The organism is Terrabacter aerolatus, assembly GCF_007991735.1.
GTDB lineage: Bacteria > Actinomycetota > Actinomycetes > Actinomycetales > Dermatophilaceae > Terrabacter > Terrabacter aerolatus.
The window spans coordinates 211,782-226,498 of sequence record NZ_BJYX01000005.1 but is presented as its reverse complement, the minus strand read 5'-3'; the positions used below and the strand labels follow the sequence as shown (position 1 = coordinate 226,498).

General features: G+C 71.5%; 15 protein-coding genes. 8 read left to right on the top strand and 7 right to left on the bottom strand.

From position 1 onward, the window contains the following. Positions 1–101 precede the first annotated feature (101 nt). The 5 genes from TAE01_RS07235 to TAE01_RS07215 are packed head-to-tail and all read left to right on the top strand — an operon-like array spanning position 102 to position 6,693. Positions 102–1,355, top strand: coding sequence for a sugar ABC transporter substrate-binding protein (locus TAE01_RS07235; protein ID WP_246111196.1), 1,254 nt, complete (start codon positions 102–104; stop codon positions 1,353–1,355). A gap of 4 nt (positions 1,356–1,359) precedes the next feature. After that, the gene (locus TAE01_RS07230; protein WP_147064885.1) at positions 1,360–2,286 is read left to right on the top strand and encodes a carbohydrate ABC transporter permease; all 927 of its coding nucleotides are present in this window, start codon (positions 1,360–1,362) and stop codon (positions 2,284–2,286) included. A gap of 2 nt (positions 2,287–2,288) precedes the next feature. After that, entirely contained in the window at positions 2,289–3,194 is a 906-nt protein-coding gene (locus tag TAE01_RS07225) for a carbohydrate ABC transporter permease (RefSeq protein ID WP_147064883.1), read from the top strand. A gap of 33 nt (positions 3,195–3,227) precedes the next feature. Then, positions 3,228–4,826, top strand: a complete 1,599-nt coding sequence (locus tag TAE01_RS07220) for a glucoamylase family protein (protein WP_147064881.1) — start codon at positions 3,228–3,230, stop codon at positions 4,824–4,826. A gap of 40 nt (positions 4,827–4,866) precedes the next feature. Further along, a complete protein-coding gene (locus tag TAE01_RS07215) occupies positions 4,867–6,693 on the top strand; it encodes a glycoside hydrolase family 3 protein (RefSeq protein WP_147064879.1) in 1,827 nt (608 codons plus the stop codon). Between the two features lie 4 nt (positions 6,694–6,697). Here the strand turns inward: TAE01_RS07215 and TAE01_RS07210 are convergent, their stop codons facing one another. Beyond that, entirely contained in the window at positions 6,698–6,946 is a 249-nt protein-coding gene (locus TAE01_RS07210) for a DUF2630 family protein (RefSeq protein ID WP_147064877.1), read from the bottom strand. 86 nt (positions 6,947–7,032) lie between these two features. Here TAE01_RS07210 and TAE01_RS20480 point away from each other — a divergent pair, with 86 nt between their 5' ends. Further along, complete coding sequence (locus tag TAE01_RS20480) at positions 7,033–7,200, top strand: hypothetical protein (protein ID WP_186815081.1); 168 nt, start codon at positions 7,033–7,035, stop codon at positions 7,198–7,200. 708 nt (positions 7,201–7,908) lie between these two features. Here TAE01_RS20480 and TAE01_RS07200 read toward each other — a convergent pair. The 3 genes from TAE01_RS07200 to TAE01_RS07190 all read right to left on the bottom strand — a co-directional run bounded on the left by TAE01_RS07200 (position 7,909) and on the right by TAE01_RS07190 (position 10,403). Continuing rightward, positions 7,909–9,045 carry a LacI family DNA-binding transcriptional regulator gene (locus TAE01_RS07200; protein ID WP_246111195.1) on the bottom strand — a complete coding sequence of 379 codons (1,137 nt, stop codon included), beginning with the start codon at positions 9,043–9,045 and terminating at the stop codon, positions 7,909–7,911. Positions 9,046–9,201: 156 nt separating this feature from the next. Next, the gene (locus TAE01_RS07195) at positions 9,202–9,918 is read right to left on the bottom strand and encodes a zf-HC2 domain-containing protein (protein ID WP_147064873.1); all 717 of its coding nucleotides are present in this window, start codon (positions 9,916–9,918) and stop codon (positions 9,202–9,204) included. Further along, entirely contained in the window at positions 9,915–10,403 is a 489-nt protein-coding gene (locus tag TAE01_RS07190; RefSeq protein WP_147064871.1) for a sigma-70 family RNA polymerase sigma factor, read from the bottom strand. Before TAE01_RS07190 ends, TAE01_RS07195 begins: the two co-directional genes overlap by 4 nt. A 143-nt stretch (positions 10,404–10,546) precedes the next feature. Between TAE01_RS07190 and TAE01_RS07185 the strand changes: the two genes are divergently transcribed. Next, entirely contained in the window at positions 10,547–11,389 is an 843-nt protein-coding gene (locus tag TAE01_RS07185; RefSeq protein ID WP_147064869.1) for a uracil-DNA glycosylase, read from the top strand. Between the two features lie 56 nt (positions 11,390–11,445). Further along, on the top strand, positions 11,446–11,787 hold the full coding sequence (locus tag TAE01_RS07180) for a hypothetical protein (RefSeq protein WP_147064867.1): 342 nt from the start codon (positions 11,446–11,448) through the stop codon (positions 11,785–11,787). Here the strand turns inward: TAE01_RS07180 and TAE01_RS07175 are convergent. The 3 genes from TAE01_RS07175 to TAE01_RS07165 form a co-directional block, all read right to left on the bottom strand. Further along, on the bottom strand, positions 11,724–12,239 hold the full coding sequence (locus TAE01_RS07175) for a GNAT family N-acetyltransferase (protein ID WP_246111199.1): 516 nt from the start codon (positions 12,237–12,239) through the stop codon (positions 11,724–11,726). The two genes, TAE01_RS07180 and TAE01_RS07175, sit on opposite strands and share 64 nt — an antisense overlap. A 65-nt stretch (positions 12,240–12,304) precedes the next feature. Then, entirely contained in the window at positions 12,305–13,690 is a 1,386-nt protein-coding gene (locus TAE01_RS07170; protein WP_147064865.1) for an HNH endonuclease signature motif containing protein, read from the bottom strand. A gap of 91 nt (positions 13,691–13,781) precedes the next feature. Further along, positions 13,782–14,714: an ABC transporter ATP-binding protein gene (locus TAE01_RS07165; protein WP_147064863.1), complete on the bottom strand. Its 933-nt coding sequence runs from the start codon at positions 14,712–14,714 to the stop codon at positions 13,782–13,784. Between the last annotated feature and the right edge of the window lie 3 nt (positions 14,715–14,717).

Sequence of the window (14,717 nt, the reverse complement as noted above, 5' to 3'; positions counted from 1 at the left end):
CCCGCCCGCCCCCACCCCCAACACCCCCGACACAGCCGTCGGAGAACACCCGAGAAAGCGAGACACCGATGAGACGCACCACAGCCATCACGGTCGCGTGCATGACTGCCGCGGCCCTCACGATGACCGCCTGCGGTCGCAGCGCCGACAACGGCGGCACCGCCGCCGGCCAGACCGGCGCCGCCATCAGCTCCGGCAAGGCCACCGGCACGATCACCGTCTGGGCCATGGGCGCCGAGGGTGACAACCTCTCGAAGCTGACCGCCGACTTCGAGGCCGCCAACCCGGGCGTCAAGGTCCAGGTCACGGCCATCCCGTGGGATGCCGCGCACGACAAGTTCACGACCGCCATCACGGCCGGCAAGACGCCGGACGTCGCCATGGTCGGCACGACGTGGATGGGTGAGTTCGCGAGCAGCGACGCGCTCGACCCGACGCCGGCGCAGATCGACAAGTCCTCCTTCTTCGACGGCGCCCAGAAGACGACCGAGGTCAACGGCACCTCGTACGGCATCCCGTGGTACGTCGAGACGCGCGTGCTCTACTACCGCACCGACCTCGCCAAGAAGGCCGGCTACGACGCCGTGCCCACCGACTGGCAGGGCCTCAAGGACATGGCCAAGGCGATGCAGACCAAGGCCGGCGCGCAGTACGGCATCGGCCTGCAGGCCGGCGGCGAGGGCTCGTGGCAGACCGTCATGCCGTTCGCGTGGAGCGACGGCGCCGACCTCACCAAGAACGGCGGCAAGGCCTACAACTTCGACAGCCCCGCGCTGCTCAAGGCCACGAAGTACTACCAGTCGTTCTTCACCGACGGCATCTCCAACAAGAGCGCCCCGGCGACCCCGACGACCGAGCCCGACTTCGCGAGCGGCAAGGTCCCGATGTTCATCTCCGGCCCGTGGGAGATGTCCGCGGTCGAGAAGGTCGGCGGCGCCGGCTTCAAGGACAAGTACAACGTCGCCCCGATCCCCGCCGGCTCGGCCGGGTCGTCGTCGTTCGTCGGTGGCTCCAACTTCGTCGTCTTCAAGAACACGAAGAACCGCGACACGTCCTGGAAGTTCGTCCAGTGGCTCGCCGACCCGAAGGTGCAGGCGAAGTGGTACACCATCTCGACCGACCTGCCCTCGGTCAAGAGCGCCTGGCAGGACCCGGCCCTCGCCTCCGACAAGAAGCTCGCCGTCTTCGGCAAGCAGCTCGAGACGGCCAAGGCGCCGCCGTCGTTCCCGACGTGGGAGCAGGCCGTCAAGGGTCTCGACACCGAGATGGAGAAGATCACCAAGACCGGTGAGGACCCGGCGACGGGCCTGAAGACGGCCCAGCAGCAGGCCGACTCCATCGGGACGGGTCTGTAGTCCGATGACCACCGTCCAGACCGGCACGACCGGTGCCCGTCGGCGGGACGACTCGTCCCGCCGGCGGGAGGGGCGGGCGGCCTGGATCCTCGCGATCCCCTTCTGCCTGCTCTTCCTCGCCTTCACGGCGTGGCCGGTGATCCAGTCGCTCTTCATGAGCATCACCGACACGAAGGCCCGCGACCTGCGACACCCCTTCAGCGTCAACGTCATCGGGCTCGACAACTTCGCCAAGGCCCTGTCGGACCCGATCTTCCGCCAGGCCGCCGGCAACACGGCCTACTTCGTGCTCGTCGGTATGCCGTTGACGCTCGTCGTCGCGCTCGCCGCGGCGGTCGCGCTCGACAAGGGCATCGCCCGCTTCCGCGCCATCTTCCGCCTCGGCTTCTACATGCCGGTCATCACCTCGATCGTCGCGGTGGCCGTCGTGTGGCGCTTCCTCCTGCAGGACCCGGGCGGCCTCATCAACACCGCGCTCGGGTGGGTCGGCATCACCGGTCCCAACTGGCTCGGTGACCCGAGCTGGTCGATGCCCTCGCTCATCCTCATGGCCACGTGGCGCAACTTCGGCACCGCGATGATCATCTTCCTCGCCGGCCTGCAGGCCGTGCCCGCCGAGCTGCACGAGGCGGCCGCCATCGACGGCGCCGGGGCGTGGAAGCGGTTCCGCCACGTGACGATGCCGCTGCTGCGCCCGACGCTGCTCTTCGTCATGGTCACGACGGCCATCGGCTACCTCCAGTTCTTCGAGGAGCCGTTCGTCATGACCAAGGGCGGTCCCCTGAACAGCACGATCTCGCTGTCGATGTACACCTACCAGCAGTTCGGCTTCGGCAACTACGGCCTCGCCTCGGCGATGAGCTACCTCATCTTCGTCGTCATCGCGATCGTCACGGCCATCCAGTTCCGCCTGCTCCGAGAGAGGACCTGACCATGTCCGTCGACACCGCACCCCGGCAGACGGCGCCGGCTCCGGCGCCGAAGGCCCGGGCGAGCCGGACCGGGTCCGGGATGGTCGGGGCGAGCCAGGGCAGCCGCTGGTGGCTCTACCTCGTCCTCGTCGTCGCGCTCGTCGCCGTCATCGCCCCGTTCGTCTGGATGGTGCTCGGCAGCTTCAAGGGCGAGGGTGAGCTGCGCCAGGTCCCGCCGACGTGGCTGCCCCAGCACGCCTCGCTCGACAACTACACGCAGCTGTTCAGCAAGCTGAACTTCGGGCAGTTCTTCACCAACTCGATCGTCGTCGCCGTCGTCGTGACGGCCGGCAACCTCGTCTTCTGCTCGATGCTCGGCTACGCCTTGGCGATGCTCGACTTCAAGGGCAAGAAGGTCATCTTCGTCGCCGTCATGGGAACGCTCATGATCCCCGGGGTCGTGACCTTCGTGCCGCTCTTCGTGCTCGTGGCCAACGCCGGCCTCATCGACACGATCCCCGGCCTCTTCCTGCCGTTCCTCGTCAGCCCGTTCGGCGTCTTCCTCATGCGCCAGTTCATCCTCGGGCTGCCCAGGGACCTGCTCGACGCGGGCCGGGTCGACGGGGCGGGCGAGCTGCGCATCTTCTTCCGGATCATCCTGCCGCTCTGCGGCCCGGCCCTGGCCACGCTGGGCATCCTGACCTTCCTCGGCAGCTGGAACAACTTCCTGTGGCCGCTCGTCGTGGCCCAGTCCGAGGACAGGTACACCCTCCCGGTGGCCCTCGCGCTCTACTCGACGGGCCAGAACAGCACGAACTACGGCCTGCTGCTCGCCGGCGCGACGGTCGTCATCATCCCGATCCTCGTCGTCTTCCTCATCTTCCAGAAGCGGTTCATCGAGGGCATCGCCACCACCGGCCTCAAGTAGGCACTCCCCACCCGGAAACAGGAGCACTGCACCATGTCCGAGAAGAAGCTCTACACGCCCAGCCGCCGTTCGATGCTCGTCGGCGGAGCCGCCTCCGTCGCCGCCTTCGCGCTCGCGCCGTCGGCCTCGGCGGCGACGACCACGCGCAAGAGTGCCTATGCCGTCCGCCCCCTCGAGAGCGGAACCGTGCACACGTGGGCGGCGGACACGTGGCGCAGCCTCGTCGCGATGACCGACCAGACGACGGGCCTGCCCGCCGACAACATCCCCGAGTCGCTCGCAGCCGGGGACCGCTCGGGCTACACCTCGCCGACCAACATCGGCGGCTACCTGTGGTCGACGATCGCGGCACGTGAGCTCGGCATCATCACCCGCGGCGAGGCCACCGCCCGGCTCGTCCGGACGCTCAAGACGGTGGAGCGCATGGAGCACCACGCGCCGAGCGGGATGTACTACAACTGGTACGACGAGGCCACGGCCACGGCGCTGCACACGTGGCCCGGGTCCGGCGACAAGGTCGTCCCCTTCTGCTCCAGCGTCGACAACGGCTGGCTCGGGGCCGCCCTGCTCGTCGTGCAGAACGCCGACCGGGGCGCCGCACCGTGGGCCAAGCGCATCTTCGAGCGCATGCGCTGGGACGCCTTCTACAACGACAACAGCGACCCGGCGCACCAGGTGCGGGCCGGCGGCCTCATCCACGGCGGCTTCTACCCGTACGAGGACGGCCGCCCCGGCGGCACCTACCAGGGCACCCACATCGGCGGCGCGCCCGTCTGGCTCACGACGCACCACTACGACACGACCGTGTCCGAGACCCGCATCACGAGCTACCTCGGCATCATCACGGGCCAGATCCCGGCCAAGCAGTACTTCGCGATGTGGCGCACGTTCCCCGCGACGTGCGACTGGTCGTGGCACGAGATGCAGCCCGTCGGCGTCAACCGCACGTACTACGGCCTCGACGTCTACGAGGGTGCCTACACCTACCGCGGCATGCACGTCGTGCCCGGCTGGGGCGGCAGCATGTTCGAGGAGCTCATGCCCGACGTCTTCGTCGACGAGGCCGCGTGGGCACCGAAGAGCTGGGGTCGCAACCACCCGAACCACGTCCGGGCCCAGCGCGAGCACGGCCTCGTCGAAGCGGGCTACGGCTACTGGGGGTTCAGCCCCTCGAGCGACCCGTTCGCCGGCTACCGCGAGTACGGCGTCGACGCCCTCGGTCTCAACCCCGACGGCTACTTCTCCGACAAGGAGAAGACGAACTACGACCCGGGCTTCGGTGACTGCCGCGCGGCGACCAACCCGTCCCCGACCTACGGCGACGGCGTCGTGACACCGCACGCGTCGTTCCTCGCGATGATGCACGAGCCCGACGAGGCGTTCACCAACCTCGCGCGGCTCCAGGCCGACTTCGACTCCTACGGGCGCGGCGGCTTCTTCGACGCCGTCGCCGTGAAGTCGGGCACGGTCGCGCGCCGCTACCTCTCGCTCGACCAGGCGATGATCATGGGCGCCGCCGGCAACGTCCTGGGCCACGACGTCATCCGACGCGCGTTCAGCACGCCAGCCGTCGAGCGGGCCCTGCGCCCCGTCATCGGCATCGAGGAGTTCGGCGCCAGCCCGGTCGCCTGACCTCCGAAGCACCTCCCCTCACGACGAAAGGCACCATTCCGTGCGCCCCGAGCTCAGCACCTCCGAGGACGGCGTCGCCTACCGCGACCTCAACGGCAACGGCCGGATGGATCCCTACGAGGACCCCCGGCTGCCCGTCGAGGAGCGGGTCGAGGACCTCCTCGGCCGGCTCTCGCTCGAGGAGAAGGTCGGCCTGATGTTCCAGACCGTCATCGAGGCGGGCGCGGACGGCACGGTGCTCGAGCACCCTGGCAACATCAGCAAGTCCCCGACGAGCGAGGTGGTGCTCGACAAGCACCTGACGCACTTCAACGTGCACGCGCTCGACGACCCGCGCATGGCGGCGCGCTGGAGCAACGCCCTGCAGGCGCTCGCCGAACGCACGCCACACGGCATACCCGTGACGGTGTCGACCGACCCGCGGCACGCGTTCATCGAGAACGTCGGGGTGTCCTTCTCCGCGGGCGCGTTCTCGCAGTGGCCGGAGCCCCTCGGGCTCGCGGCGCTGCGGGACGCGGGGACCGTGCGCCGCTTCGCCGAGATCGCCCGGCAGGAGTACGTCGCGGTCGGGATCCGGGCCGCCCTGCACCCGACGCTCGACCTCGCCACCGAGCCGCGCTGGGCCCGCCAGGCCGGCACGTTCGGCCAGGACCCCGACCTCGTGACCGAGCTCGGGGTGGCCTACCTCTTGGGCTTCCAGGGCGAGGCGCTCGGGGGGGACAGTGTGGCGTGCACGAGCAAGCACTTCCCCGGTGGAGGTCCGCAGAAGGACGGCGAGGACGCGCACTTCCCCTACGGCCGCGAGCAGGTCTATCCCGGTGGGCGGTTCGACGACCACCTCAAGCCGTTCCCGCCGATCATCGAGGCGGGGACGGCCGGGATCATGCCCTACTACGGCATGCCCGTCGACCTCGTCGTCGACGGCGTCGAGATCGAGCCGATCGGCTTCGGCTACAACAAGCAGGTCGTCACCGATCTGCTCCGCGAGAAGCTCGGCTACGACGGCGTCGTCGTCACCGACTGGGAGCTCGTCAACGACAACCACGTCGGTGACCAGGTGCTCCCGGCCCGCGCCTGGGGCGTCGAGCACCTCGACCCGCACGGCCGCATGGAGCTCATCCTCGAGGCGGGCGCCGACCAGTTCGGCGGCGAGGAGTGCGTCGAGATCCTCATCGACCTCGTCGCCCAGGGACGGGTGACGCAGGCCCGCATCGACGAGTCGGCGCGCCGCATCCTCGAGGTGAAGTTCCGGCTCGGCCTCTTCGAGAACCCCTACGTCGACGAGGATGCCGCGGCCGCCGTCGTGGGACGGCAGGACTTCCGTGACGAGGGGTATGCCGCCCAGGCGCGGTCGGTGACCGTGCTGCACCACGAGGACGGCCGGCTGCCGATCGAGGAGGGCCTGCGCATCTATGCCGAGCGGGTCTCACCCGAGGCGGTCGTCAAGCACGGCAAGCTCGTCGACCGTCCCGAGGACGCCGACATCGCCATCGTGCGGCTCACGGCGCCGTTCGACCCGCGGTCGGACCTCTTCCTCGAGTCGTGGTTCCACCAGGGCTCGCTCGACTTCCCGCCGGGGCTGGTCGCGCGGTTGGAGCGGATCGCTGCGGTCTGCCCGCTGGTCATCGACGTCGTGCTCGACCGGCCCGCCGTCGTGACGCCGCTGCTGCGCTTCGCCTCGGCCGTCGTGGGCAGCTACGGCAGCAGCGACGACGCGCTGCTCGACGCCCTGACCGGCACCATCGCCCCGGCCGGCCGCCTGCCGTTCGACCTGCCTCGGTCGATGGACCAGGTGCGGGCCCACGGCGAGGACGTGCCGGGCTACGACGACCCGCTCTTCCGCTTCGGGCACGGCCTCACGATCTGAGGCCTCAGCCGGTGTAGCCCTCGACGGTGCGCTCCGAGCGCACCGTCGCGTCGTCCGGGTTCTCGCCGAACTCGCGCTTGGCCCGCCGCTGCCGCAGCAGGTCCCAGCACTGGTCGAGCTCGACCTCGACGCCGCGCAGCCGGGCGTGCTCCTCGTCGACGGTGATCTCGCCGGCCTGGAGCGACGAGCGCAGCCGGTGCTCCTCGTCGATGAGCGAGGTGATGCGGTCCTGGATCGAAGGGTCGTCAGCCATGTCGTCACCTTCGCACGGCGGCGCACCCCCGTCGAGACCCTGCGTGCGGCATACCGCATCGGCGCCGGAAGGAGTAGGAAGGACTCATGGGACGTCCGGTGGTAGGCGTGGTCTACGGACTCGTGATGGTGGCCGTGGTGGTCGCCGTCGACGTGCTCTTCTTCAGGGACCACCCGTGGCCCCGGCTCATGGTCAACATCGGGATCGTGCTCGTGTTCGGCGCGTTCTACCTGAGGTTCACCCGGTCGGCCTGACCCCCCGGCCGGCTTGAGCAGACCTTGCGGCATTCCTGCTCCTAGACGTGGCTGCCCTTGCGGTGCCCTCGACAGACTGGGCGACGGTGCCGGACCCGGCGCCTTCCGTCCGTGCACCGTCCACGCGCCGAGGAGCAACATGTCCATCCGTGCCCTGTCGACCGGACCCGACCTGCTCGGCATCACGGCCGTGGCCCTGGCCGGAGCGGTCGTGGTGTCCCTCGGCGCCTACGTCGCGCTCGGCGGCGGATCTACCGAGCCGGCCGCGCCTGCGCCGGTGCACGCGGCCGCCCCGGCCCCGTCGCCGTCGACCGGGACGTCCGTCCCGTCGGGTGTGCTCCTCGGGGACCACGTCTCGACCGGACTGCGCCCGGTGGCAGGCAGGCTGTCCGCCGTGGTGCCCGGGCGCCAGTCGTGGGTGCGGATCCCCTGGACGACCGACACGCCGGTCTGCTCCGTCGCCGTGACCGTGTCGGCCGCTGATGCCTCCGTCGCCTACCCCCTGGCCACCAAGGCCTATGCGTCCTTCTACCGCGAGGACCGGCTGCGGGCCTCGGCGAGCGACTACACGGCGGTCCGCGTGCTCGTGCCGGCCCTGACGTCCGCCACGTCCGTCACCGCGGACGTCACGGCCAGCTACACCTCGACCGCGAAGGGGCCGGCCGGGTCGGTGCCGAAGGGGTGCACGGGCACTCCGATGACGCGCACCTACCGCGTGACGCTGCCCGTGACCCCCGCCTCGGCGGCCACCGGGTCCGCCGGGTCCGCTGGGTCCGCTGGGTCCAGTGGGTCCACGGGGGCCGCGGAGGCGCTGGGCCTGTCAGGCGCGGGGACCTCCTCCGTCGGCTGAGACCGCCGGCGCTCGGGCACCCCGAGGGTCGTCTCGCGCGCCTCGAGCGTCCAGGCGACGCGGACCTCCTCTGCCGGTCCGTCGTGGCCGTCGATGCGGCGCGACAGCAGCTCGAGAGCGGCCCGGGCCAGACCGGTGAGGTCGGGTGAGATGGTCGAGACCGTGGGGTTGGCGTAGCGGGTCTCGGCGATGTCGTCGAAGCCGATGATCGCCACCTCGTCGGGCACCGAGACGCCCGCCTCGACGCAGGCGCGCAGCGCCCCGATCGCCATGAGGTCGTTGAAGCAGAAGACGGCGTCGGGCGGCTCGGGGAGGGCGAGCAGTCGCTGCATCGCGGCGTGGCCGTCGGCTCGCTCGACGTGCGGGACGCCGATGACGAGGGTGCCGTCATAGGCGAGCCCGGCCGCCTCGAGTGCCTGCCGGTAGCCGAGCAGGCGCGCCGACGCGGTCCCGCGCGTGGTCTCCCGGCCGACGGCCGCGATGCGTCGCCGTCCTTGTGCGACCAGGTGTTCCGTCGCGGCCCGTGCGGCGGCCACGGAGTCGACGGCGATGTGGTCGACGTCCGAGGGGACCGGGGGCTCGCCGAGCAGCACCATCGGCAGGCTGTCGGCGCGGCTGCCGATCTCGTCGGCCGACAGGGCGAGCGGCGAGAAGATGACGCCGTCGACGACGTGGGAGCGCATGCCCTCCAGGACGACGCGCTCGGCGTCGGCGTCGCCCCTCGTCACGTCGAGCAGCACGATGAAGCCGAGGGCGGCCGCCTCCTCGGTGATGCGGGCCGCGAGCTCGGCGAAGTAGGGGGAGTCCATCGCCGGCACGGCGAGGGCCAGGAAGCCGGCCCTCCCGTGCTTGAGGCTGCGGGCCGAGAGGTTGGGGCGGTAGTGCAGCTCGGCCATCGCGGCCTCGACGCGCTCGCGGGTGCTCGCCTTGACGTGCGGGTGGTGGTTGAGCACGTTGGAGGCCGTCTTGACCGAGACGCCCGCGCGTTCCGCCACGTCCCTGAGCCGCGCCGCCACCCGTGTCTCCGTCCGTGCGACCCCTGCGAGGGGTCCTCCGACGGTCCGTCCGAGGACCGTGCGAGTCCCCGACCAGGCCCCGTCCAGGACAGGCTAGCGCCCGGGAGGGCCGAGGCCCACGGTCCGGTCAGGCGCTCACGTCCGGGCCGAGGCCAGCACCTTCCCCGTGCCGGTGCGCACCTCGAGCGACCGGATCTCGTTGGGCCGCAACGCTGTTGCGCCGGTGACCTTGGAGTAGCCGGCGGCGGTCGCACGCCACGACGCGGCGGTCGTCGCCCTGCCGTTGGCGTCGATGACCCACAGCGCCAGCTCGCCCTCCTTGGGCATGTCCTCGCAGTCGATGTCGAGCTGGGTGCCCCACCCGCGGGTCACGAGCGCGATGTCGACGCGCACCGAGCTGCCCGGGACGGCTGCCGCCTCGACGTGCGTCGTCGGCAGCGTGGACGTGGCCGTGGGTCCGGCCGTGGGGGGCGTCGTCGCCGTCCACCGTGGACCCAGCCACGCGCCGCCGACGAAGAAGGCGACCGCTGCCGCTGCTGCGAGCCCGGTGATCCAGGTGCGCCGGCGGCGTCGACGGCGGGACACCTCGGCGAGCAGTGTCGTGACCCGCTCGTTGTCCGGCTCGGTCGGCAGCCCGGCTGCGACCCCGGCCGCGGCCTCCGCCAGGTGCGGTCCGCCTTCCGGGCCGGCCAGGTCGAGCAGCCGGGGCAGCCCGGACACCTGACCGAGCTCGGTCTGGCACGGGACGCACGTGCGCAGGTGCTCGCTGAAGGCGCGGTGGTCGTCGTCGGACAGGCCACCGAGCACGTACGCGCCGAGCAGCACGTGCAGGTCGTCCGAACCGGGGTTCATCGGGTCACTCCCATCTCGTCGAGGATGACGCGCAGGTTGCGCACGGCGTAGTAGGCGCGCGACTTCACGGTGCCCTCCGGCACCCCGACCCGGACGGAGGTCTCGGCGACGGTGAGCCGCTCGTAGTAGAGACAGCGCACGATCTCACGGTGGTTGGTCTGCAGTCGGCCGAGGGCCTCCTCGACGAGCACCTGGTCGAGCGCCCGGTCGAGGGCGGAGTCCCGCTCGGCGATCTCGACGAGCTGGGCCTGCTGGGGTCGTCGCCCAGCGGCGCGGTGCTGGTCGACGATGAGGTGACGGGCGGTCGTGATGAGGTAGGCCCGCAGGTTCTCGGCGTCCGGCGCCTGTTTCCACACCCGCAGGATGACCTCCTGCACGATGTCGTCGACCCGGTTCGCGTCGCTCGTGGCGCGCCAGACGACGCGTCGGAGCATCGGCCCGTGCTCGCGGTAGATCTCCGCGACCGCCTCGTCGTCGAGCGGCATCCCGCCGCCACCTCCTCACTCGTGCTCCTGTCCCGGAAGACGCCGCTGCGCGCGCTCCGGTTCAGTGGTCGGCTCCCTGCACGGTCTCACGACACCGACGCGTGCGTATGCCGTCTGCCGCGGACCCGGCCTAGCGTGGGGTCATGTGCCCTGCCGCCATGCCCGACCCGGCCCAGCACCCCCTGACCGGTGGGCTCTTCTCTTCGCCGGTCCCGCCCGGCGCCGGCTGGCCGGGCGACCCCGCGACGGCCGAGACGCCGGTGGCCGCCACCCCCGCCCAGGTGCGCCGCCTCGCGAAGGGGGCGGACGGCATACGCGAGCTCGATGCCCGCATCAGCGTGTGCCGCGCGTGCCCGCGGCTCGTCGAGTGGCGCGAGTCTGTGGCGACCGAGGGGCGCCGCGCGGCGTTCGCCGACCAGCCCTACTGGGGACGGCCGGGGCCGTCGTTCGGCGACCCCGACGCCGAAGTGCTCGTCGTCGGTCTCGCACCGGCGGCCAACGGCACCAACCGGACCGGGCGCATGTTCACCGGGGACCGCTCGGGGGACTGGCTGTATGCCGCCCTGCACCGTGGCGGGTACGCGAGCCAGCCGACGTCGGTCGCGTCGGGCGACGGCCTCGTGCTGACGGGACTGCGCATCGTCGCGACCGTGCGGTGCGCACCGCCGGCCAACAAGCCGACCACGGAGGAGAAGGCGACGTGCGCGCCGTGGCTCGACCGCGACCTCGAGCTGTCGGAGCCGCGCCTGCGCTCGATGCTCGCGCTCGGCTCGATCGCGTGGGACGCGGCGCTCGGGGCCGCTCGCCGCCGCGGATGGCTTGTGCCGCGGCCCAAGCCGACGTTCGGCCACGGCGCCGAGGTGATCCTGAGGACGGCGACGGGCCGTCCGGTGCGCCTCGTCGGCAGCTACCACGTGAGCCAGCAGAACACCTTCACCCACAAGCTCACCGAGGCGATGCTCGACGACGTCATCGCCCGGCTCTGAGGCTGAATGAGTAGGGGCGCTGACGCACGGCTGCCGGTCATGGGTGAAGGTGGGGTGTGGAACCACGCAGCGTCAGGCCGTACATCGTCGCTCTCGGCGTGCTCTGGATCGTCCCCGCCGTCCTCGTTCTCGTGCTGCACCTGACGTTGCCGGACTACAACGCCTCAGGCCGGTGCACCGGCCTCGGCTTCGGCTGCGTCCCGACACCCGCGGACGGCGTGCTCCTGCTCGGCTACCTGGCGGCCCTGCCGCTCTTCCTCCTCGGCATGGTGGCGTGCCTCGTCATCGCCGTCGTCCGTGCCAGGCGGGACAGGCGCGCGAGCGCTGCCTCGACTCAGCCCTCCGACCTGCCGGCAGGATCGCCGGACGGGCCGGACCCGGACAGCGAGAGCGAGTAGGTCAGCAGCTCCGGGCAGGGCGGGAACGAGCTCCGGCTGCGCTCGCCCGTGGGCTCCCACCCGTGCTTCTCGTAGAAGCGGCGGCCACGGCCGTTGCCGGTGAAGACACGGAGCCGGGCGCGTGCGGTGCCTCGCTCGCGCAGGTGGTCGAGGACCTCGTCGTGGGCAAGCCCGGCCAGATCGGTGCCCCAGTGCTCGACGGCGATGCCGAAGTGCAGGAGCTCGTCCTCCCGGATGGCGGCAAAACCGGCGACCGCTCCCTGGCGCAGGACGACGAAGCAGTCGGTGCCGGCCAGGTCGACCTCGCGCAGCCATCGGTCGGTGATGGCCTGCCGCGGGAAGGGGTGCCGGTCCTGCGGGAAGACGGCGGCCAGCCCGAGCACCGCCCCGGGCTCCTGGACCTCGACGACCAACGGCACGTCCGACGCGGTCATCATCCTGAGCACACTCATGCGCGGTGCGCCTCGACGCGTCGTGCTGCATCCCCGGTCACGTGCGGAGTATGACCCAGGTGTCGTCAGGTCGGGGTGAAGTCGACGAGGTGCAGGTGCAGGGGGCCGCCGCTCGGGGCGGGATACCGCCGCCCGAGTCGTGGGGGCGGTCTGCGACGTCTTCCCGGCTTCGGCTCGGTCCTCGGCCGCGCGGGGGCGTCGCTGACAGTCGGGCGTGCTGGTCGTGGTGGCCCGATGAGCAGGCCGGTGGCGGTGGTGAACACCAGCCCGTCGGCGCGGGTGGGATCGCCGGTGATGCTGAACTCGCCCCGGTGGTGCCCGTCGTGGTGGAACGGGCACAGGCCGAGGAGGTTGACGTCGTCGGTCGGTCCGCCGTCGCGCCAGTGGACGAGGTGGTGGATCTCGAGGTTGCGGGTCGACCCGCAGGCGGGGAAGCGGCAGCCCCGGTCCCGGTCGAGGACAAGGACGCGGGTGCGGTGCGGGACGACGCGCTGGGCTCGGCCGACGTTGACGGGGTGGCCGTCGGTCTCCCACACCGGGGTGAGGGCGCCGTCGCACGTCAGGCCGTCGACGATGGACCGGGGGAGCCGGGGTCGGCCGGTGAGCCAACCGCCGTCGGTGTCGAGGTGGACCTGCACCCGGTACCGCGCCCTGCGCGCAGCGCCACCCGAGTCGCTCGAGCCGGCTGCGTCGAGGGAGCGGGTGGCCATCAGGTGGAGGGCGTCGGCCCAGGTGACGCGCGGGCGTCCACCGTCGGTGGAGCACCGCGTCGGGTCGATGACGTCTCCGTCCAGCGCCCGCCGCTGCTCGTCACCGTCACCGTCGGTGGCCACGGTCTGGAAGAGGTGGTCCTTCGCCTCGGCCAAGGCGGCCTCGACGAGGGCCCCGACCTCGGCCGGGGCGTCGTAGCGTAGGCGGAACCGGCCGTCGGCGTCGATCCCCATGCTGAGGTGGGCAGGCTCCAGCCGCGGGGCGTCACCGTCGCCGTCCTGCCCGTCGGGCACGGCCTCCCCGGGCAGCACCTCGCCGTCGTCGTCGACGCTGTCGGGCCCGAGCGTGAAGTCGTACCGGCTGACCGAGCGCTGCAGCTGCGTCACGGTCGCGTGCTGGGCGAACTCGGCGACCGTCGCATCGAACTCGGCCGGTGTGTGCCGGGCCACGACCGCGGCCTGGTCCAGGCTGATCCGGCCCTCCCTGAGCGCTGCGGCCGTCGCGGGGAGCTCGTCGGCGCGACGACCCAGCAGGATCACCGCAGCTGCCTGCCCCCGCGACAGGCCGGCGCGGAGCATCAGCCAGTGCGCCGGCGAGCGCAGCCCCGGCGCCTGCCACGAGCCGTCGGCCAGGACGGCGGCCACGAAGTCGACGAGCCGGGCGTGCGCGTCGTGCAGGTCGGCGGCCAGGGACGCGACGTGGTCCCAGTCCTGCTCGATCCGCTCCGCGCTCTGGCTCATGCTCCCATCGTACAGGTGTTCGAATCCATCTTCAAGGCTTGTCCACGCCAAATCACTTGCAGCACAGTCTATTTCGCGACTCAACACCGCCTCAGCGGTACGACCTCGCCTGAAGCTCGAAGAGCTCGGCATAGGCCCCTCCGGAGTCCATGAGCTCCTCGTGGGTGCCGTCCTCGGCCAGCCGACCGTCGACGAGGTGGATGACCCGGTCGGCTGCTCGTACCGTCGACATGCGGTGGCTGACGATGACGGTGATCCCACCGGTGCGGGCGCCGGCCTCGCGAGCCCGCTCGAGGTAGCCACGCAGGATGAGGTCCTCGGCCTGCGCGTCGAGGGCCGACGACGGCTCGTCGAGGAGCATGAGCAGGGGTGTGTCCCGCATCATCCCGCGGGCGATCGCGAGCCGCTGCCACTGACCCCCGGAGAGCTCGGTGCCCCCGGCGAACTCCCGACCCAGCTGGGTGTCGACGCCGTGCGGGAGGTCGTCCGCCAGCCGGGTGGCATCGGCCTGCTCGAGCGCAGACGCCACCCGGGCGCGGCCGGCGTGGTCGAGGTCGCCCATGGCCACCGACTCCCGGAGCAGCACGTGCGGGGTCGCATGGTCCTGGAAGACCGCGCCGACCCGGGCCTGCCAGTCCGCGTGCGGGATCTCGCCGAGCGACCGGCCGTCGACGAGGATCGTGCCCGCCGTGGGGTCGTGCAGCCGGGCGAGCAGCGACACGAGCGTCGACTTGCCGGCGCCGTTCTCGCCGACGAGCGCCACGGTCGTGCCGCGCTCGAGCACGAGGTCGATGCCCGAGAGGCTCGGCTCCGCCGCCCCCGGGTAGGTGAACGACACGTCCCGCAGCTCGAGCCCGCGACCCAGCACGGCCGGAGCCGACCCCGCCGGCGTGACGAAGCCGGCCGCATACTGCTTCACCTCGTCGAGGCGCGCGACGTGCTGGGAGGTCTGGACGGCATACACGACGATACGTTCCAGCATGCCCACCATCGCCTCGACCTGTGGGACGAGGAGGACGAGCACGAC

Coding starts and splice junctions, on each gene's coding strand:
- TAE01_RS07235 (WP_246111196.1), top strand. CDS start 102: ATGACTGCCGCGGCCCTCACGATGACCGCCTGCGGTCGCAGCGCCGAC.
- TAE01_RS07230 (WP_147064885.1), top strand. CDS start 1,360: ATGACCACCGTCCAGACCGGCACGACCGGTGCCCGTCGGCGGGACGAC.
- TAE01_RS07225 (WP_147064883.1), top strand. CDS start 2,289: ATGTCCGTCGACACCGCACCCCGGCAGACGGCGCCGGCTCCGGCGCCG.
- TAE01_RS07220 (WP_147064881.1), top strand. CDS start 3,228: ATGTCCGAGAAGAAGCTCTACACGCCCAGCCGCCGTTCGATGCTCGTC.
- TAE01_RS07210 (WP_147064877.1), bottom strand. CDS start 6,946: ATGGCTGACGACCCTTCGATCCAGGACCGCATCACCTCGCTCATCGAC.
- TAE01_RS20480 (WP_186815081.1), top strand. CDS start 7,033: ATGGGACGTCCGGTGGTAGGCGTGGTCTACGGACTCGTGATGGTGGCC.
- TAE01_RS07195 (WP_147064873.1), bottom strand. CDS start 9,918: ATGAACCCCGGTTCGGACGACCTGCACGTGCTGCTCGGCGCGTACGTG.
- TAE01_RS07190 (WP_147064871.1), bottom strand. CDS start 10,403: ATGCCGCTCGACGACGAGGCGGTCGCGGAGATCTACCGCGAGCACGGG.
- TAE01_RS07185 (WP_147064869.1), top strand. CDS start 10,547: ATGTGCCCTGCCGCCATGCCCGACCCGGCCCAGCACCCCCTGACCGGT.
- TAE01_RS07175 (WP_246111199.1), bottom strand. CDS start 12,239: ATGAGTGTGCTCAGGATGATGACCGCGTCGGACGTGCCGTTGGTCGTC.
- TAE01_RS07170 (WP_147064865.1), bottom strand. CDS start 13,690: ATGAGCCAGAGCGCGGAGCGGATCGAGCAGGACTGGGACCACGTCGCG.